Genomic DNA, 16,806 nt, shown 5'->3' with positions numbered 1-16,806 from the left:
TATTAAGTTTTTTTGGTCGGTTTATTTTCAACGATAAACCGTGCACTAAATTAACTTATTTTTTTTGAACATTCCAAATTTCCCATGCTTTTTCTGCTTGTTGTTCAAGCATATAAAATCCATTCACCGTTTTTGCGCCATTTTCGGCGGACTTTTTTATAAAAGAGCTATATTCCGGATTATAAATCAGGTCGATAATTAAATGACCGGAAGTTAATCCGGCAAAGGGGAATTCAAGACATTCGGCCACATTCGGGAAAGTTCCGACCGGCGTACACTGGATGATTAAAGTGTTTTCAGCCACAATTTCTTTAGTAATATTCCCGAAATTTAATTCGGTGTTTCTGGAAACGGTTTTGTAGGGAATGTCATGCTTTTCCAAAATATATTTTACGGCTTTAGCAGCACCGCCGTTTCCTAAAACCAAGGCTGCACGATGATGATCTTTTTTGTGAAGTAAAAGTGTTTTCTCAAAACCAAAAGCATCGGTATTAAATCCTTTTTTAATATTGTCTTTTATCAGAACCGTATTTATGGCACCTATTTTTTCAGCTTCATCACTTAATTCATCCAGGTAAGGAATTATTTTTTCTTTAAAAGGGATGGTCACATTTAGACCGAGTAGATTTGCATCATTGAAAATCCTGTCAACTTCGGCAATATCATTTAGATCGAAAATGGTGTAAGTGTGATTGTTAAGAAATAGTTTTCTGAATTTATTTTCAAAATAATTTTTAGAAAAAGAGTAAGAAATATTTTTCCCGATGAGTCCTAATTTTTTTTGTTCCATTCTTCAAAATTAAAAAAAGACCGGCTAAAAACGGATCTTTTTGGAGGATTTATTTTTTTTGACTAGAATTGAAAGATTTTATACTATTACATTTTTCCGTCCTCAAGTATTTCCGTTAAATCATATATTTTTCAGGATAAAATCCACCCGTTCTTCCGGCGGTATAACAGGTACATGAACCAAGGGAAAGTGTAAACTTTCGTACACGCTGATGATAAGGTTATGGATCCGCACCTGTTCCGATTCATCTTCAAGCCGCGCATAATCATTGGTTAAAGGGAGCCGGTCTAAAATGAAAATTTTGTGGTATGCATATTTATGGCATTCCTCAAGAAGAATGTCATCATACTTCAAACCTAAAAACTGATAGTACGCCATGGCATCGGGTAAAGCCCGGTCCAGAAAGACCTGTTCATGAGGGTCCAGGCTTGATTCTTTTGCAATCTGCATTTTCAGAACGTTTAATTGAAATTCTTTTTTATTCTTCCTTATTTCCTCCACGGTCCGTCCCTTTATTTCCTGCATATCAATATAATGACGGGCAAACTCAACAGTCGTTTTGTAGCCCCTTTTTGCAAGGAGATCCACTAATGTTGTTTTTCCGGTGCACGGTCCGCCTGTTATGACGTTCCAATTCGTCTGGATTTTTCTGTTTTCCATCGTTAGGAATTAAATTTTTAATTTTATGGAATGACAGTGATTTCAGTATGATCATTCAAAGCGGGGATTTCAGCATCCCAATCATAAACTGTTTTAATTTTATGCTGCAGCCCTTCTGCTCCCTCTTTTTCTGCATGAACGATGAAGATGCGTTCCGGTTTTCCGGCAAGTTTGCTCATCCAGCCAATTAAACCGTTTTGGTCGGCATGAGCGGAAAGTCCTTCCATGTTTTCGATGGTTGCCCTTACCGTAAAATATTTTCCGTACAGTTTGATTTCTTTGGCACCTTCCAACAAAGCCCTGCCCCGTGTTCCTTCTGCCTGAAAGCCAACCAGCATAATGGTAGCATTGGCATCGCCCAAATATTTTGCAAAATAGGTGAGTACCCTTCCGCCGGCTGCCATGCCGCTTCCGGCAATGATGATTTTCGGACGGGAATCTTTTGCCAAAGCAAGGGTCTCATTCACGGTACCGATAAAGGAGATCTCATCGCACATCCCGTAATATTCTTCTGGAGAAAGCTTATGCCAATCTCTGTTCTGATGGAATACTTCGAGAACATTCCGGCTCATCGGACTGTCCATATAGATAGGGATTTTTGCCATTTTTCCACTTTTCTTCAGCTGCCAGAAAAGATACATGAGCAATTGAGTTCGTTCCACTGAAAAACTTGGGATGATGATGGTTCCGTTTCTCTCGGTGCAACGGTTAATGATTTTCTGTAAAGCATCGATAACCGGAATTTCAGGATGAAAGCGGTCTCCATAAGTGGCTTCAATGAAAAGCAGGTCGGCTTTTTCCGGCTTTTCCGGCGGGAAAAGTAAAGGATCGATTTCCCTTCCAATATCACCCGAGAATACTAAAGTTTTGCCCCCGATTTCCATCTCTATAAACGTCGCACCAATGATATGTCCGTTGTATCTGAAGCGGTAGCGGATATTTTCGTTAATGCTTTGCCAGTCATTTAAAGGTTTTGATCTGAAAAAAGGCAAAGTTTTTTCTACATCATCAAGGTTATATAAAGGCAGGGCAGGATGGTGCCTGGAATATCTGAATTTGTTTGCTCTCACCGTATCTTCTTCCTGAATTTTGGCACTGTCTTTTAAAATGATTTCAGTGATCTGAAGGGTGGGAGAAGTACCAATGATATTTCCGCTAAAACCTTCTTTTACCAGTCTCGGCAAATAGCCCGTATGGTCTAAATGTCCGTGCGTGAGCAGAACCATATCAATTTGATCTGCCGGAAACGTTAGCGGTTCCCAGTTCAGCAGCCGCAGTTCTTTCAATCCCTGAAACAGTCCGCAGTCGATCAGAATGTTTTTTCCATATGCGGAAATTAAGTGTTTGGAACCGGTGACAGTACCTGCTGCTCCCAGAAATTTGATTTTAATTGCGCTCATGATTTTAGGTTTTAATGGAATTGACTGCCATGGGAAATGGTTCGCATAATGCGGTGCATTCGGCCTGTACTTTTTGAAGACGTGGAGGCCTTACTCCAATATGTTCCAGAATTTCGCGGCTGTTCACGATGCTTTTGCACAGCACGATTTTGTCATCCAGCAACTGTTGTTTTTCTTTTTGGGTGAGTGTGGTTAATGAGGTGATGGGGTGAAGCCCGGAACGGTCTATCCAGTCTTTCAGAGCATTGTTTTTCGGGTAGTCCCAACTTACCAGCTGCATCCCCATACATTTTGCGTACTGTGCGGCATCTTCCGAAAAGCGGGTATTGGTGATGACCCATCCCTGATCAAATTTTTCAGGCTGACCCGTTGCAACGTTCTTTGAAGTGGCCACATCTCGAAATCTTGAATGGATATACAGTGGTATTTTGATGTCGCATACATATCCGGGTCGGTTATGAAATTTACATTCAATCATGATGTGCCGTTCTTCTTTTTCGGCAGTGATATCCACTTCATGGGTCACGCAATGTCCCTGAAGAAAAACGCCAACCTGGGTTTTGTATTCCTGCACCTGTAAAAGTTCAGCGACATACCGTTCGAAAGGAAAACCGGAAGGACCCAATTCCAGCAGTCCCTGTTTTAGTTTATACCTCGCTGCGACCGGACGCGAAACATTTTTCAGTAAACGGAAGGCAACCTTATGGATTTTGCCCGTGGACATGCCTTCAACCAGTAACGAAATTATTTCACTGATCACTTCCTCTGCCTCAAAATCATTTGCGCCCGCACGCAAAAGGGATTTTTTGAGTTTCCCTACATTGAAAGGCACTTTCTGTCCTGAAGATTTGGTGATGAGGATGCGTTCCGCTTTATTCTTCATGATGGGTAATTTTTTAAATATCAGAAATAACTGCTCAATAATGGAGGTTGCGCCGCAGTAAACAAGCTGGTGTTGAACTTCAAATTGTTCAATATCAAATGAATAGTGTTTTCGTGATACTAATTTACGAAAAAATCAGTACATGGTAATCACTGAGGAATTACAAAAATGGCCGGAAGAAATATTCCGGCCATTGCACTTATTTAAAGTGATTCTCTGAATAAAATACTGAATTTATTTCAGATAGTTTTCTACCAACGCTGAAACCACCCTGTTTTAAGGGAGGAAAAACCGGAAAAATACCTGTTGTAAAAGAATAAGTGGCTGCTGCTTTTTAGGTCTGTATTTTTGAAAATAAAAAAAGGCCGGAAGAAAAATCTTCCGACCATAATGGGGTTAAAAACCGGTCTTTGTTTAAAACAGGAGTCCTGAAATTATTCAATAATAAATTTCGCGTTACTGTTTCCTGCTTTCAAAATATAAACGCCTTTCGGCAAGTTTTTAAGAATGATTTTATTGCTGTTTTTAAACGGCTGGGAAACCGTCTGAACTAATTTTCCGCTGTAATCGAAAATCTGAGCGGTTGCAATATTTGTTAAATCTTTACCACTGATATTCAATTCTCCATTTTTTACTGGATTTGGATAGACCGTAAAATTAGATTTAGTAACTGCATTTTCAGTGGTTGCTAAATCTTTATAGCAGGTCCATTTCATATCATCAATTGCAATTCTGTTGGAATTTGAATTTACCAAACTGATTTCGATATTCCCGGAAATGTTAATTCCTGTAACGGTAGTTGTCGTTTGTGTAGCGCTGTATGGAATGGTTTTTCCGGTATCAACATCATTTACAAAAATTTTCAAAGTACCGGCACTGCCCGTAAATTTTAATTGTGTCGTTACTGTTAAATCGCCAATTCCGTTCGGAACTGATAATGCTGTAAGGAAACCATTTTTGATGGTAATCGCTTTTCCGTTAATGGTTTGATCTGTTCTCGAGTCTTCCGAAGTCCATGAAATTCCGTTGCTGGTCCAGTTATAAGTGGAGTAAGTAGAGGAGGCTGCTGGGATAGAATCGAAGGTTTCATCGCCACAGTTTAAGCCAATTGCCAGCGTAGTTGCTGTTACTGAATTACTTGCTGGAGAAACGTTTCCTGCAGCATCTTTCGCAACTACATAAATGGTGTAAACGGTAGAAGGATCTAAATTGGCAATATTAGAATTGGTAGAAGTTGTAGAACCTGTTAATTGTCCATTTACATACATATCATACGAAGCAACTTCAACATTATCTGTTGCAGCAGTCCAGCTTATGGCGATATTATTTGTTCCTACTGAACCTAATGTTAAATTCATTGGTGCTGTCGGTGCTTGGGTATCGATCAAAGTCGTCCCTGTTACGGTGTTGCTTTGTGGGGAAACATTTCCTGCAGCATCAGAAGCAATGACATAGAAACTGTAAGTGGTTCCCTGAGTCAATCCGGAAACTGTTACCGTGTTGGTGCTGGAGTTCATGTGAAAAGTACCATTAACATATACTTTATAATAAGCAACTCCAATATTATCTGTTGAAGCAGTCCAGGCTAAATTAGCTGACGCAGTAGAAAGAGAATTTAAAACTAAATTAGTGGGAGTAGAAGGGTTTTCATTATCAATAACCTGAGTTCCCCATATTGTTTGAATCCATTCTGGGTGGTCAATAAAAGGATTTCTATTATTTTGATAAACATAGGATGCATTGTTTCTTGCAATTTCTGCGGGCGAAACGGGGTCTTGAGCGGCCCAGGTCAAGAGTACATTTTTTTCCCATTCCTGCAAGCCAGGATAAGTCGTATTTCCTAACATGCCTCCGGAAGAGAATCCTGAAAGTCTGCTTTCATATCGGGTTACAAAGTAAAAAACCATTCTTGCGATATCACCCTTAAACTCATCGATAGGTTCACAGACTGTTCCTGAATAACCTTGTGAAGTGCTTGGTCCGACTTTAGTTCCGTTTTTTGATTTAAAAGAAGGATTTGTTACCACACCAAAAGGATAGTTGCTCCTCATTCCGTTTACTTTTCCATCGGTGGGACGAATGAAATGAACATCGGAAACCATGGGGGCTTTACTTCCAAAAAAACTTTGTGGAACAACATGTTCTCTGTTGTAGCAATCACCCTCTACACTATAGTTACCACATTTTTTTTGACCATGCCGATAGTTGTAAGGATCTGTTCCTGTAGGATTTTCGGAATACATATCCAGAACCGTTCCGTCATTTTCATAAAAGCTGTCGGTGTCTGTGGTTGGATACGCATTGTATAACCCGTCATAACCTTTGTCTTTGGCACCGGCCGTGATAATTTCGCTTAGTTTTGTTTTCAGAGCGGAGCCCGATAAGCCTTCGGTTCCGTTATAATAAGTAGCTGGAGCTTGCGCTGATGCTATTGAAAACATGAAGCCCAGTAAAAGAGTAGTGAGTTTTTTCATTATAAAAAAATTAAAATTGGAGGGCAAAGGTATATAAAAATGTAAAGAAAAAATGTCTTTTTTATATAAAGCTGATTTTTTTTAGGTTTTTCAGAATGATAACTGGGATATGTTGTAGTATTCTGTCTTTTAATGCTAAGAAAAAATACTTTTTTAATAGAATAAAAATGTGTTTGGCTGAAAATCCCCAAGAATTTAATTATTAAAAACAGTATTGAAAACCCATGGCGAATATCGGTTTTTAATACTGTTTTAACTGGTTTTAAAATGTCTTTTGTTAACCTTTGAGAAAAGCCATGCAACCGCGAGTCCAAAGATTCCTGCAGTGGCGGTGACGATAAAATAGTTTAGGGTGTTAATTCGAACCGGAAAAGCCAAATCGGTATTCGCGCCAGCTTTAAAGAAGCCGGTATTGATCTGTATATAACAAATCGCAGTTCCCAAAATCAGTCCGCAAATAATGCCGAAAAAGACAATTAAAAGTCCGGTATAGAAATAGATATTCCGCAGCGATTTGAAATTCATTCCCAGAGAAATAAGGGATTTCGCCTGTTCTTTTTTATCCAGTTGTAAAATAATAATCGCTCCTGCCAAATTGAAAGTGGTAATGAAAATAACCAGCGCGAAAATCAAATAGATAAAGAGTTTTTCGGTGTTGATCATTTTCCAGAAAGCCGCATTTTCTTCTTTCTTGGTTTTCAGATCATAGTCCATACCCAGTAATTTCGAAAGTTGTTCTTTAACTTCATCTGCTTTATCAGCATCCTTTAATTTAATAACAATCTGATAGGCAGAGTTTTTCGGCAAGTTCAAAAGTTCCCGCGCAAGTTCAATAGGAGAAATAATGGTATTGTCAAGTTGATCATTCCCGGGAAAAATACCAGAAACTATAATGTCTCTTTTGGTGAAAATATCTTCTTCTTTACTGATCATTCCCGTCCCTGGCTTGGGCATCAGAATCGTGGCATAATCTGCAGCTTCACCAACGGGAATCGTAAGACGGTTGTCGAGTTTGTTTTCCATCAACACCTCGTTCGAATATTTAAAACTCGGATAGTTACCGTATAAAATATTCTGATTGATGGGATTTACAAAAATATAGGCAGAATCCACCCCACGCAAATTGGCGATATCTCCATTTTCACGAAAACGGATATAAGCCTTCTCTTCAATCACTTTTGAGAAATGGGCAATGCTTTTATTTTGTCCGATGATTTTTGTTGCGTTGTCGATGTTGGACAGTGCCTTTCCTGTATTGCTTTTAATGGTAATATCGGCGTGCACATTCGCAATTAAATCCTGGTTGAGTTCCTCTAAACCCGAGAAAACAGAGATGATGATAAACATCGCAGCCACTGCAACCATCATCGCCACTGCCGCGAGCCACGTAATGAAAGTGACGGCCGTACTACCTTTTTTGGCTAAAAGATAGCGGGTAGCGATATAAAATGAAGTGTTTTTCAAAAGGAAATAACGATTTATAACAGATTAAAGGATTGGATTATCACCTTCGCCTCTCAATTCTTTTTCAATTTTTTCCACGTCGTCTAAAGTGGTATCCAGGTAGAAATTAAGTTCCGGGATTATCCGGACCTGTTTGCCCATTTGTTGCCCCAGGAAGTTTCGGTAAGTTGATTTGTTGACCAAAATTTCCTTCATAATATCTTTGCGGAACTCTGGCGGAAAAATACTCAGGTAAACTTTAGCAATACTCAAATCGGCCGTTACTTTTACATCAGAAACGGAGATTAAAAAGGACTGTTTGCTTTCTGAGGCTTGTTTACGGAAATATTCCGCTAAATCTTCCTGTATAATTTGGGCGACTTTTCTTTGTCTGTTGCTTTCGTTCATGGCGCAAATTTACTACTTTTGTTTGAATTATTTTCCCGTCGTCAGGCGAGATTTTTTTAACCATATTAAAGAGCAGCGAAAATAGAGGCCGGATTCCGTCCGGTTTGATTTAAACCTGGCAAAAGCAGCTTTAAAAATACGCTTCGTCCTCCGATAAACTGCATTAAAAAAAATGTCCGTTATAAAATAAGAATAGAACGCTTTAAAATAAATCATTCTGACTTTAATTTTTTTGATCTCATCCAACACCCAGCATCCATCACCCAACATCCATCATTATGAAAATAGAACATCTCGGTATTGCCGTAAAATCTTTAGGAACATCGGACGACTTATTTGCTAAATTATTAGGCAAAGAAAACTACAAACAGGAAACCGTGGAAAGGGAAGGCGTTACCACTTCCTTCTATGAATTAGGTGAAAGCAAAATCGAACTCCTGGAAGCGACCAATCCCGATAGTGCCATTGCCAAATTCCTCGATAAACGCGGAGAAGGGATTCATCATATTGCGTTTGGAGTAGAAAATATTTATACAGAAATCGAACGCTTAAAAGCGGCAGGATTCATCTTTATCTCCGAAGAACCGAAAGACGGTGCCGACAATAAACTCATCGTTTTCCTTCATCCGAAATCTACGAACGGTATTTTAATAGAACTGTGTCAGGAGAAACCTTAAGGTAAGAGCCAAGTAAAAAGTAAAAAGAGCCAAAGCAGAGTGAATGGTGTACTTTTTAAACCGATTTCAATTAACCTTATCAAAAGATTGGAAAAGCCTGCGTCTTTGGTAAGTGTAAAGCCTTTGAATATTAAAAAGTGAGAAAAACTGCGTGTTTGTAAATGAAACCTTTGTTTTGCTCAGAACGGGATTAAAAATTTTCATGATGAGTAATGCTAGCGATAAAAAAAATCTTCAAACTGCATTTATCAAAACTTTCTCAGGAAAATCCTCAAATAAATTTTGATTTTTTAAAAAAAACGCTATTTTTGCAATCCCAATTGAGACTTCTATTTCTTTGAAATAAAGATAGGCCCTATAACTCAGCTGGTTAGAGTAGCTGACTCATAATCAGCAAGTCCCTGGTTCGAGCCCAGGTGGGGCCACAATATTGGAAATAAAGCACTTACAGCGATGTAGGTGCTTTTTTATTATTAAAAAATCTTTATTTTGCATCAGTGCCAAACTGAAAAGGTATTTTGAAAAAGTGGTTTTGTTATAGAGCCTTGGGAATGGAAATACAGCAGTGCAAGAATTTATTGTGATGAAAATCAGGAGATTTTAGAAATTGATGTAAATCTGTAATGATGATGGGAACGGGCGGGACGCTCGCAGCGGGCTTTTAGATTTTTTTGTCATTGGCAAAGCAAAGGCGCAAAATTTCCTAATTGACTCTGTTTTAAGGCGCAGTCTCGGCTTCGCCGATTGGGAAGAATTATATTCAGCCTCTTTTTAAAGTCATACTCAAATGGTGATGGTCTAAATATTCCCTTCTGCCTTTGCATTAGTTTGGGTCGAAGTGCACTTTAATTTTTAAGTTTTTGAAGACCTTTGAGATTAAGAATTGTAATCACCCCTGCATTTTTATTAATGAGTTTTTCTGTTTTGAAATCGCTGAGAATCCTGCTTACCGTTTCACTGGCCATTCCTGCCATCGCAGCAAGATTTTCTCTTGAGATTTCGAAACAGTTGGTGGGTGAATGATTCGCATGGAGTTTGATCAGTACTTCGGCCATTCTTTTTCGGACGGAATAATAAGCGAGCTGTAATAATTGTTCTTCGTGATCAATAACATTCTGTGCTAAAATGGTGATGAATTTTTCGGCAATGTCAGGATATTTATGCAGCAGCTGCTCTATAACTTCTTTTGGCACAGAGCATAATGTACTATCTTCCAATACCTCGGCTGTTTCCTTATATTCTTTTCCAGAAAACAGGGATACAATTCCAAAATAGTCGTCGGGATGATAAGTTCCTGTCATCAGTTCTTTACCGTCCTCAGTCATTTTTGTTGTTTTAACGGATCCTGAAAGAACTAAATAAGCGGTATTTGCAGGATCGCCTTCATAATAAATGATCTGCTTTTTTTTAAAGAATTTAATTTTTCTTTCGTCAAATGATTTTTTTAATTCATCAAGGCCGTGTGAATCCAGAAATAGATTGGTCATCTTGGTGAGCGTAGAGGTGTACATGCTTTTCTGTAGTTCTTTCTTTTTCAGCCTGCTTTCAATTGCACTCAGGAGTTCGGTATCATCGAAAGGTTTTGTGAGATAGTCATCTGCTCCCATTTCGATTCCTTTTCTGATTTCTGTTCTATCGGTTTTTGCAGTAATAAAAACAAAGGGAATCAATGCGGTATCTTCCCGGTTGCTCAGCAGATGGAGGACACCGTACCCATCCATTTCCGGCATTATAATATCGCACAGGATAACATCCGGCATATGTTCAATAGCCATTTCTACCCCTTTTCTCCCATTATCCGCCTGGAAAACTTCATAGCTTGCCAGTGTAAGAAGGTCGGAAGTATTCTCACGGATGTCTTCATTGTCTTCAATAATCAGAACGCGTTTTTTTTCCATTGGTTTAAAAAAACAGTATTAATGTTCATTATATTTTATGAAATGACAGGGTGAATTTACTGGCCATTCCAGTTTTGCCTTTAAAAAGAATTTGACCGTTCACAGGGTGATTTTTCTGTCAAAGCAAAGGAATTCAGGCTTTCTATTCTGCCATGCTGTTAATGGTAATAATACTTTCAGCAGCAGTTTCTATAATGGCATACAACAGTTTTTCACTTTTCATCATTTATAAGTAACTGAATGTTATAAAGTTAAAACTTTATCTTTAAATTAAACTATTAACATGGAAAGATGTAAATTTTTTATATGGAAGGGCTCTGTTTTGCTTTCTGAATCGGCAAAAATCGGCATACCGAAAATATATTTTAAAAATTGTTCATTTTTTTATATTAGAAGAGAAGCATTCCATCTTGGGTAAGGCTGATCGTGCATCTGCAGATATGGTAATCACGAAATCTACCGTCTGTATTTTTTGATATAATTTTTTATGAGATCGGGGCCAGTACACTTATTTTTGATTTTGAATGTCATTAAAAAGACGTTCTGCATTTTCTTTTGTAAACAGTCCCGTTCCTTCTGTCATTGTAGCAGCAGATCCACATGCAATCCCCATTGAAATCATTTTTTTATGGTCTCCTCCGTTGATCAGGACAGACAGCATACCGGCAACCATACTGTCACCGGCACCCACCGTACTTTTCACTTTTACCACAGGAGCTGCAACTTGAATCTTTTCATTTTCTGAAAATAAAACAGCTCCGCCAGAACCTAATGATACGACAACTATTTTAGCTTTTCCCCGCGAAATTATACGTTGGGCGGCCTGTTCTATCTCACTGTCTTCCAGCTTGTCTTTTCCAACAAAAGCACTCAGTTCCCGTACGCTGGGCTTGATTAAAAATAAACCTGCTTCTATCGCAGTTTTGAGCGCTTCCCCTGAGGTGTCTACAATGACGTTACTGCCTTTGGCTTTGCATTTATTAACAAGTTGGCTCAAAAAAATTGGATCAACCCCTGGTGGAAGGCTGCCACTAAACACTACAAAATCGGGACAGGGATTTATCCTGTCGACAAAATCTGTTATTTTTTTTTGTTCTTTCAAGGTAAGCTTTCCGCCGGGGAATATAAAACGATATTGCTCTTTGCTAACGGTATCCGTAACAGTAAAGTTTTCTCTGGTTTCTGTGGAAATGTCAAGCGGGAATGTATGGAGTCTCTCGGTCTGGAGTATTTCTTCCAACAACTGGCCAGTTCTTCCTCCGGAGGTAAAGAAAACATCTGAGGAAATCCCCAGTCTTGCTAATCCTCTGGAAACATTGATGCCGCCACCTCCTGCCTCATGTTTGGGGGCTTTGCACCGTAGTTTCAATCGTGGTACTATGTTTTGTACGCTGCTGCTTTTGTCTACTGACGGATTTAAAGTAATGGTTAGAACAGATTTTTTCATCGTTGTATTTTTTATTAATGTCATCACACAGTAATTTTCTCGGCGATAAAAACTTTACGGGTAGTACTAATTATGCACTTGCCAATAAATTTTATATACATATCTGTCTTTGATCATAATGAAAATTTTTAATCTCGTCGTGAATGAGACAAAGATTTCATTACAACAGGCTTTTTTTCTCCTTTTAAATGCAAACTTCGGTGTAATTGATCACTAGATTCGGTTTAAACTGAACATCTCTTTTTTGTAGTAAAAACGGATGTTTTTCATGTGCTAATTTGTATTCAAATATAATTAATTTTCGGCTCTGTTTATTCCTCTTTTTTTGTGCATCGATTCTACCTTCAGTTCGAGGCGGTGAGATTGGTGGATCAGCCAGTCTAAAATAGTGTCAGCAATGGTTTTTTCGCCAATAATATCATACCAATCCTGAACCCGAAACTGTGAGGTTACAATGATAGAACTGTTGTTATGACGGTCTTCAATGAGTTCGAAAAGAGTAATTCTGTTTCTGCTAATGCATGGAGTCTAAAATCATCGAGTATAATCATCTCTTAGGGTTGTATTTTGGCAAGTTTCTGAAGATAAGAGCCATCTGCTTTTGCCATTTTCAATTTAGCAAACAATTTACTGGTGTTAAAATAACTGACTCCGAAATATGTGGTCAATTTGACCGTTTTTTCTATTAACCTAATAAACGAACACTTTAGACCCCACTCAACTAATAATTGAAGAGTTTTTTTGCTTTGTAAGTAAAGCCATATGTTTAATGAATAATATTAATTGACTTCAAATCAAGTGGTTGCGCAAAATTTGTGGTAGGTTCGTTGGTTTAAAATACTATGAACGGTTTTGCTATTCGAATTCAAAATCATATTGACTATGCTATTTAACGTAGTATTTTTGATTTTATGAAGTAGGAATTACCAGATTTTTTTTTAATATGATTTATGAAAAAAACATTTAATGAGAATATACCTACATATGAGATAGTCCCCCACCAAAATCTCATTTTTGTGGTACCCCTCCCATGCTGCTTACTTTTTTTTGAAATTTAGAAACAGAAGACTGGCTTCTCAATAATTTTGCAAGAAATAAATATGGGATCAATCTCAAAAGTTGTGTGTAAATTGAGATAAACTTTAAGAACATTGGATCATTATCTGGAACTGCTGAAACATATTCTGCCTGAATTTTTAATTGAACATTTTGATTTAACCAAGCAAGCCACCGAGGGTGAAGTGATGCACCTTTATTTTGAGGAGAAAAATAACCCTCCCAAAGAAGTGTCAAATCGAATTTTAATAGCACACGGATTCCATAAGGAGATTACTATTCAAGATTTTCCCCTGCGTGGAAACGCCGTTTACTTGCATATTAAAAGGTGCAGATGGCTGGATAAGAAGACAAAGGAAATCGTGCAGAGAGACTGGAACTTAGTCGCAGAAGGCACCCGTTTAACGAAGGGGTTTGCCGATTTTTTAAAAGAAATCTGTCGATACCCGACCTCTTGATTGTAAAACCATTGCTGAAATGTACGGTGTGGCGGGTAAAAAATTCCAGCGCCAATACAAAAACATATAAAACCTGGAAAGAGAAATCCCATGCACAGGAGTGGCTCATTTATCCCGAAAACATGTCACAATCCTTGTCGATAGATGAAGTAGCCTTGTCTAGCGGAGAACTTTATACCGTGGTCACGTCTAAAAAAGCGAAGGGTAAAAAAGGTTGTCTGGTTGCCATTATTAAAGAAACTCGTGCAGAAACCATCATAGAACATTTACTGAAAATCAACCGTAGGTTAAGGTTAAACGTAAAAGAAATCACTCTGGATATGGCCGGTTCCATGAAACTCATTGCCAAGAGATGCTTCTCCAATGCCAAACGAACCATTGACCGGTTCCATGTACAGCAACTTGCCTCAGAAGCACTGCAGGAAATCCGTATCAAGCAGCGATGGAAAGCTATAGAGCAGGAAAGCGATGACATCCTAAATGCCAGGAAAAATAAAGAAATCTACCAACCGGAACGGTATTCAAATGGAGACAGTAGAAAACAGCTCCTGGCACGAAGCAGGCATTTGCTGTATAAGAGCTCCTTCCACTGGACTGAATCCCAGAAAGAACGCGCCCAAATCCTATTCAGTGAATATCCGGATCTCCACCACGCTTACCAACTAACAGAAGCTTTAAGAAACGTCTACCACAAGAAAAACACCAAAGAAATCGCTATGTTAAAATTAGCAAGATGGTATCACCAGGTGGAAGCGTCTGGCTTTAAATCTTTTGCTATCCTATTAAAAACTTTTACCATCCACTATAATGATATCCTAAACTACTTCAATCATCGAAGTACGAATGCATCCGCAGAATCTTTCAATGCAAAAATTAAAAAATTTAGAAGCAACTTTAGAGGAGTCAGAGATCGGGCGTTTTTTCTATTCAGACTACAAAATATTTTTGCATAAACACAACTTTTGCTACTGATCCTAAATATGTGGGGTGAATATTGGGAGGGAAAGTGAGTAAAATAAAATAACCCACTGTAAAACAGTAGGTTATGAAGAAATATTGTAGAGAGGATGGGATTCGAACCCACGGTACAGTTGCCCGTACACTAGCTTTCCAGGCTAGCTCCTTCAACCACTCGGACACCTCTCTAATTGAAGACTGCAAAAATAGGGTATTTAATTGAATTCTAAAAACGGAAAACCGTAATTTTTACAAATAAAAACTTATTCTCCCTTTTTGCTCCTTGCTGTGGCGATTATTCAGTAACCTCACCGCACAAATTCCGCACAAAGTTTTCGGCAAAGTTTCCCTCATAATTAGGATTGTCTAAAAGGTGCATCGCTTTTGTAATGGCGCTTTCCGCTGTAATGTCGTGACCACTGATCGCACCGATTTTTGTGAAAATATTAGAATTAGAATATTTTCCAAAACTAATTCCGCCGGAAACACACTGGGAGATGACAACGATTTCTGTCCCCTGATCCCGCAACATCTGCAAAGTCTTTAGCGTTTTTGGAGTATTAAAAATAGTCCCCGAACCGAAAACCTGTAAAATCAAAACCTTCACATTGGGGATTTGCGTAAAATGGTTCAAATGCATTCCCGGAAAAATGCGCCAAAATAAAACGTCCTGCGAAATGTGGTCATCTACCATAAATTGATCATCGGTTTTGTTTCGCCACAGATAATCTTTCTTCACATTCAAATGAACGCCCGATTGACCCAAAACCGGATAATTCGGCGTTTGATAAGCATCAAAAAACTCTGCTGAATATTTCAAAGTTCGGTTTCCCCGCAGTAATTTGTATTCAAAATAAATCGTAACTTCCTGAATGACCGCCTCGTTATTTTCGTACAGACTTGCATAATACAAACTCGTCAGAAGGTTTTCTTTCGCGTCCGTACGCAAATCTCCGATGGGCAACTGGGATCCTGTCAAAATCACGGGTTTCTTTAAATTTTTCAACATAAAACTCAATACAGAAGCGGTGTACGACATTGTATCTGTCCCGTGCAGAATCAAAAAACCGTCGTAGTTATCATAGTTTTCACCAATATGATTGGCGATAAATTTCCATTCTTTTGGACCCATATCCGAAGAATCGACCGGTTTTTTAAAAGGATATACCGAAACTTCACACTCGATCAATTTCATTTCCGGAATTTTCTGGAAGATATTTCCAAAATCGAAGGCCTGCAAGCTGCCGGTTTCGTAATCTTTTTCCATGCCGATGGTTCCACCGGTATAAATCAGGAGCACTTTTCTTTTCATAACTTCAAAAATACAGTATTTTAGAGAATAATAAAACTTCTAATCCGGTGATTTTTTGTTGATTTCCTGAACGAATTATCGTCGACAATATTTTTTGAAAAAAACGGGTTCTTCGTTTTAATTCCTCTCCTGAAGAGCGCTGTTAGAGCTTAAAGCTCTAACAGCGCTTAACTTCTCACCTTTTCCGAGCTTTGTTTGCTCATTGCCTATTTTTAAACCTTTACTGTTTTTTTAAACCTCGAAGGTTTAATTAACTCCAAATAATCCTTATTTTTGAATCCATGAAAAACAAGCAGACCTTCGAGTATCTCCAGCAGTTTCTTACCGACGAGCGACTCCGGAAAATCAATCATTTTGCTCCGGAAAGTTCCGATTTTGTTTTGCCTGTGATCGAAGATGTTTTTCAATTCAGGAATGCCGCGGCGATTGTGCGTTCCGTAGAAGCCTGTGGATTTCATAAAATTGTCGCGATGGAAAGCGCGCATGAATTCAATCCCAATTTACGCGTCACCAAAGGAGCAGAAACCTGGGTAGAAGTAGAGCGGCTTCCGCACAGCATCGATTCTTTAAAAGAAATTAAAAACCGGGGTTATAAAATTGTTGCTGTTTCTCACGAAAATAATGCGACGCTTTTACCGGATTTTCAAATTACAGAACCTGTCGCGTTGGTTTTTGGGACCGAAGCAGAAGGAGTCAGCAAGGAAGTTTTAGATTTCGCTGACGAAACTTTAGCGATTCCCATGTATGGATTTACGCGAAGTTTCAATGTTTCTGTTGCGGCGGCAATCTGTATGTATGAACTCAAACAGAAATTGATAAAGTCGAATTTAGATTACAAACTTTCCGAAGAGAAACTGTGGGAAATGAAAGTGCGTTGGGCGGTGAATTCAATTACAAGTGGGCAGAAAATATTGGAAAGGTTTCAAAAACACTTAATTTAGAG

General features: G+C 38.5%; 15 protein-coding genes and 2 tRNA genes. 5 read left to right on the top strand and 12 right to left on the bottom strand.

Annotation, left to right across the window (positions count from 1 at the left end):
• Positions 1-55: 55 nt before the first annotated feature.
• The 7 genes from NBC122_RS00530 to rbfA form a co-directional block, all read right to left on the bottom strand.
• The gene (locus NBC122_RS00530) at positions 56-790 is read right to left on the bottom strand and encodes a shikimate dehydrogenase family protein (protein ID WP_133438503.1); all 735 of its coding nucleotides are present in this window, start codon (positions 788-790) and stop codon (positions 56-58) included.
• Positions 791-910: 120 nt separating this feature from the next.
• Complete coding sequence (locus tag NBC122_RS00525; protein WP_133438502.1) at positions 911-1,450, bottom strand: AAA family ATPase; 540 nt, start codon at positions 1,448-1,450, stop codon at positions 911-913.
• 23 nt (positions 1,451-1,473) lie between these two features.
• On the bottom strand, positions 1,474-2,850 hold the full coding sequence (locus NBC122_RS00520; protein ID WP_133438501.1) for an MBL fold metallo-hydrolase RNA specificity domain-containing protein: 1,377 nt from the start codon (positions 2,848-2,850) through the stop codon (positions 1,474-1,476).
• Positions 2,851-2,854: 4 nt separating this feature from the next.
• Positions 2,855-3,733, bottom strand: a complete 879-nt coding sequence (locus NBC122_RS00515; RefSeq protein WP_133438500.1) for a restriction endonuclease — start codon at positions 3,731-3,733, stop codon at positions 2,855-2,857.
• Positions 3,734-4,167: 434 nt separating this feature from the next.
• The gene (locus NBC122_RS00510) at positions 4,168-6,207 is read right to left on the bottom strand and encodes an endonuclease (RefSeq protein WP_185145770.1); all 2,040 of its coding nucleotides are present in this window, start codon (positions 6,205-6,207) and stop codon (positions 4,168-4,170) included.
• 252 nt (positions 6,208-6,459) lie between these two features.
• Positions 6,460-7,671, bottom strand: coding sequence for an ABC transporter permease (locus NBC122_RS00505; RefSeq protein WP_133438498.1), 1,212 nt, complete (start codon positions 7,669-7,671; stop codon positions 6,460-6,462).
• Positions 7,672-7,695: 24 nt separating this feature from the next.
• Positions 7,696-8,058, bottom strand: a complete 363-nt coding sequence (rbfA, locus tag NBC122_RS00500; protein ID WP_133438497.1) for a 30S ribosome-binding factor RbfA — start codon at positions 8,056-8,058, stop codon at positions 7,696-7,698.
• A 278-nt stretch (positions 8,059-8,336) separates the two neighbouring features.
• On the opposite strand from rbfA, the gene mce reads away from it, so the two are divergent.
• Positions 8,337-8,735 carry a methylmalonyl-CoA epimerase gene (gene mce, locus NBC122_RS00495; RefSeq protein ID WP_133438496.1) on the top strand — a complete coding sequence of 133 codons (399 nt, stop codon included), beginning with the start codon at positions 8,337-8,339 and terminating at the stop codon, positions 8,733-8,735.
• A gap of 351 nt (positions 8,736-9,086) precedes the next feature.
• Positions 9,087-9,160: transfer RNA gene (locus NBC122_RS00490), tRNA-Ile, on the top strand.
• Between the two features lie 420 nt (positions 9,161-9,580).
• Here NBC122_RS00490 and NBC122_RS00480 read toward each other — a convergent pair.
• The 3 genes from NBC122_RS00480 to NBC122_RS14695 all read right to left on the bottom strand — a co-directional run bounded on the left by NBC122_RS00480 (position 9,581) and on the right by NBC122_RS14695 (position 12,536).
• Entirely contained in the window at positions 9,581-10,633 is a 1,053-nt protein-coding gene (locus tag NBC122_RS00480) for a response regulator (RefSeq protein WP_133438495.1), read from the bottom strand.
• 508 nt (positions 10,634-11,141) lie between these two features.
• The gene (locus tag NBC122_RS00475) at positions 11,142-12,080 is read right to left on the bottom strand and encodes a 1-phosphofructokinase family hexose kinase (protein ID WP_133438494.1); all 939 of its coding nucleotides are present in this window, start codon (positions 12,078-12,080) and stop codon (positions 11,142-11,144) included.
• A gap of 294 nt (positions 12,081-12,374) precedes the next feature.
• Positions 12,375-12,536, bottom strand: a complete 162-nt coding sequence (locus NBC122_RS14695) for an ATP-binding protein (RefSeq protein ID WP_394345898.1) — start codon at positions 12,534-12,536, stop codon at positions 12,375-12,377.
• 695 nt (positions 12,537-13,231) lie between these two features.
• On the opposite strand from NBC122_RS14695, the gene NBC122_RS00465 reads away from it, so the two are divergent.
• Positions 13,232-13,594, top strand: coding sequence for an ISAon1 family transposase N-terminal region protein (locus NBC122_RS00465; RefSeq protein ID WP_133438493.1), 363 nt, complete (start codon positions 13,232-13,234; stop codon positions 13,592-13,594).
• Positions 13,591-14,547 (top strand): ISAon1 family transposase, encoded by a 957-nt coding sequence (locus NBC122_RS00460; protein WP_246012408.1) that lies wholly within the window; start codon positions 13,591-13,593, stop codon positions 14,545-14,547. Before NBC122_RS00465 ends, NBC122_RS00460 begins: the two co-directional genes overlap by 4 nt.
• Positions 14,548-14,653: 106 nt before the next feature.
• Here NBC122_RS00460 and NBC122_RS00455 read toward each other — a convergent pair.
• Positions 14,654-14,740, bottom strand: a tRNA-Ser gene (locus tag NBC122_RS00455).
• Between the two features lie 106 nt (positions 14,741-14,846).
• A complete protein-coding gene (locus NBC122_RS00450) occupies positions 14,847-15,863 on the bottom strand; it encodes an asparaginase (RefSeq protein ID WP_133438492.1) in 1,017 nt (338 codons plus the stop codon).
• Between the two features lie 281 nt (positions 15,864-16,144).
• Between NBC122_RS00450 and NBC122_RS00445 the strand changes: the two genes are divergently transcribed.
• Positions 16,145-16,804, top strand: a complete 660-nt coding sequence (locus NBC122_RS00445; RefSeq protein WP_133438491.1) for a TrmH family RNA methyltransferase — start codon at positions 16,145-16,147, stop codon at positions 16,802-16,804.
• Positions 16,805-16,806: the final 2 nt, after the last annotated feature.

Origin of the sequence: Chryseobacterium salivictor, from assembly GCF_004359195.1 — a bacterium.
Lineage (GTDB): Bacteria > Bacteroidota > Bacteroidia > Flavobacteriales > Weeksellaceae > Kaistella > Kaistella salivictor.
The sequence above is the reverse complement of the archived record's forward strand: the minus strand, read 5'-3'. Positions and strand labels throughout refer to the sequence as shown.